1 protein-coding gene, 1 tRNA gene and 1 pseudogene are annotated in these 2,853 nt (G+C 43.3%); 1 reads left to right on the forward strand and 2 read right to left on the reverse strand.

The window, feature by feature from the left end; all coding sequences use genetic code 11:
- Together KCO92_RS07185 and KCO92_RS07190 are read right to left on the reverse strand one after the other, a co-directional pair.
- A pseudogene (locus tag KCO92_RS07185) lies at positions 1 to 242 on the reverse strand (glycosyltransferase family 8 protein); the annotation flags it as partial.
- Between the two features lie 609 nt (positions 243 to 851).
- Positions 852 to 929, reverse strand: a tRNA-Pro gene (locus KCO92_RS07190).
- Positions 930 to 1,260: 331 nt separating this feature from the next.
- Between KCO92_RS07190 and gad the strand changes: the two genes are divergently transcribed.
- Positions 1,261 to 2,709, forward strand: a complete 1,449-nt coding sequence (gad, locus tag KCO92_RS07195; protein ID WP_104695754.1) for a glutamate decarboxylase — start codon at positions 1,261 to 1,263, stop codon at positions 2,707 to 2,709.
- The last annotated feature ends 144 nt before the right edge of the window (positions 2,710 to 2,853 follow it).

A 2,853-nucleotide genomic window follows, 5' to 3' on the forward strand; every position in this document is an offset into this window, starting at 1 on the left:
AACCAATCGAGATCGTGAAATTCCAAACTCGAAAAATCTTTAAAGGGCATGAGAGCGTTTTGGAGTTCGATCTCATGGTCTGTGTCTAAGCCCTGAACCAAGCAGTGAATTTTATAAAACAAGGGCACGCCCTCTCTGGTGCGTGCTACATGGGTGAGCATAGAGTGCATGGCCACACCTGCAGGCAAGCAGTAATTTTTGTCAAAGGCCATCAGTATGGGGATAACTACAGGTTGTAGCATTGAAAATCCTTTAGAGCCATTGTATGGCAACTTTGTAGGGCATCGACACACTCCCCATAACTAAAAGTTAGGGGGATTCTAACTCCAGCAGAGGATCGTGGTTTCAAGCGGGATTGCTCTGTTTAGAGTCTTGTGTCCTCTATTCCAAGAACTGATATCCCAACCCAAAGGGTATTACCCCTTGACTACCAGGGTATATTAGCATAGATATGCTAAGGCTAGCCAACTCTCCATAGCTTAGTTGCTTGTGGGTTTTAGAGCATGAGAGGTAACTCTTTTTGCTTTTTAAAAACTCGAGGTGTGCCTAGTGGCAAATTTTTGATAATCCCACAATCCCGCAAGCAACCAACGTATAGGAGTGTGTCAAGTCTGCAAAAGACATGTGAAGCACACATAGGCGTTTTTTGAGTTCATGGATATTATAATGATAACTCTTAAAAAGGATCGTTATGAAGTACACTTTCTTATTAGCACTATTTGCGATGGGTATGGTTGGTTGTTGCACGCAGATACCACAGGGTAAAGAGAGTCAAAAAAACACACCAAAGTATAACCCAGACCTAGCCAAACAGAAAACACTACTACAAGGGAAGCGTTGAAGTGGGAAAATGGTCGGAGTAGCGGGATTCAAACCCACGACCTCACCCACCCCAAGGGTGCGCGCTAATCAGGCTGCGCCATACTCCGTCATCAAAACCCTCATTCTACCTTTCATTCTATTAATTTTAACTTAAATACAAGGTGCTGGGGTGCTGGGCATTTAGAGCCCAGTGCACATATTCTCTACAGCTAAGGCTAACAAAACTCTGGCGAAGTTCTTGTTATGCTTTAAGGTGTTTTGTGTTAGAGAACGAAGAGGTAGATTTCCGCCGGTTGGGATTGTATAGGTCCGTGCAAGCGGGCGATAGCACTGGTTCTTGGGTGCGTGTGTTTCGCCTCCATCTACATAAGCCATGTGGTCGGTTTTGTCCGTCCTTGGTATTGAGTGATTAACTTAAATTTAAGAGGAGTTTGTCTCATGTTGCATAAAAAAAGCAGTATTGAAAGGGATAATGAAAAATTTGTCTTTAAAGCGGATAGTTCCTCCACTCCTATTTTTGGCAGTGCTGAAAGCGATGTTTTATTGCCCCGTGATAAGATAGGCAAAAATATGATGGATCCGCGCATCGCCTATCAATTAGTTTCTGATGAGATGATGCACGATGGCAACCCACGCTATAATCTTTGTACCTTTGTGCAAACCTACATGGAAGAGGAGGCTAGAAAGATTATGCTCGATTCCATGGCTACAAATGCCATTGATAAATCCGAATACCCCCAAACTACCGAGATTGAAAAACGCTGTGTGAATATCATCGCCAATCTTTGGCATGCCAATCACGAAGAAGATTTTATGGGCACTTCGACAGTTGGTTCTTCAGAAGCTTGTATGCTGGGCGGGATGGCCATGAAATTTCGTTGGAGAAAACGCGCGCAGGCTTCAGGGATTGACATTAGCAAACAAAAACCTAATCTTATCGTTAGCTCCGGCTATCAAGTAGTTTGGGAAAAATTCTGTGTCTATTGGGATATTGAGTTGCGTGAAGTGCCCATGAACGATTTTAATAACCTCACTTTAGACCCTAAGAAAGCTATCGAGCTCTGCGATGATTACACCATAGGCATCGTGCCCATTATGGGAATCACTTACACGGGAGGATTTGATGACATTGTAACCCTCGATAAACTCCTTAGCGAATATAACCAAAAGGCTAAAATAAGTGTGCCCATTCATGTCGATGCCGCTTCTGGCGGGCTTTATCTCCCCTTTATCGATCCGGATTTAGCTTGGGATTTTCGCTTAAAAAATGTCGTGTCTATCTCCACTTCTGGACATAAATACGGGCTCATTTATCCAGGAATTGGCTGGGTAATGTGGCGTGATAAGCAATTCTTGCCCGATGAATTGATATTTAAAGTGGCGTATCTAGGGGATTTTGAACCCACCTTCCAGATCAACTTTTCCCGTTCTGGTTCGCAAATCTGGGCGCAGTATTATTGTTTTGTGCGTTGGGGCTTTGAAGGATACAAAGCTATCCATGAGAAAACACGCGATGTCGGGCTGTTTCTTGCAAAAGGCATTAAATCTTTGGATCTTTTTGATATGATCAATGAGGGCAAAAACATTCCCATCATCTGCTGGGCTATGAACGATAAAGCACAGAAAGAAAAGAGATGGAATCTTTACGATTTGGCCGATCGTCTCCGCTTTAATGGTTGGCAAGTCCCTGCTTACCCACTTCCTGCAAACTTTCAAGATGTGTCGGTGATGCGTATTGTAGTTAGGGCAGATCAAAGTATGGAGCAGATGTCGTTATTTTTAAAAGACTTGAAACAAGCCATCAAGGAATTGGACACTGCAAACTTGATAAGTCATAAATGCCAGTTAGAAGAGGGCAGAGTCGTCCCGGCAGGCTATACCCATTAAGACCAGCTATCCCCATAGCTGGAGCTATGGGGTTTTAGAGCACATGTAAATTTTTAAAACTCTTTATCAGAAACCCCACTCTAGCAAATGCGTCGCATTTGTTTTAGCGAGTGGGATGAATGCCTTCAATCCTTGATTTTCTAT

It is taken from the genome of Helicobacter salomonis (genome assembly GCF_017979425.1).
Classification (GTDB): domain Bacteria; phylum Campylobacterota; class Campylobacteria; order Campylobacterales; family Helicobacteraceae; genus Helicobacter; species Helicobacter salomonis.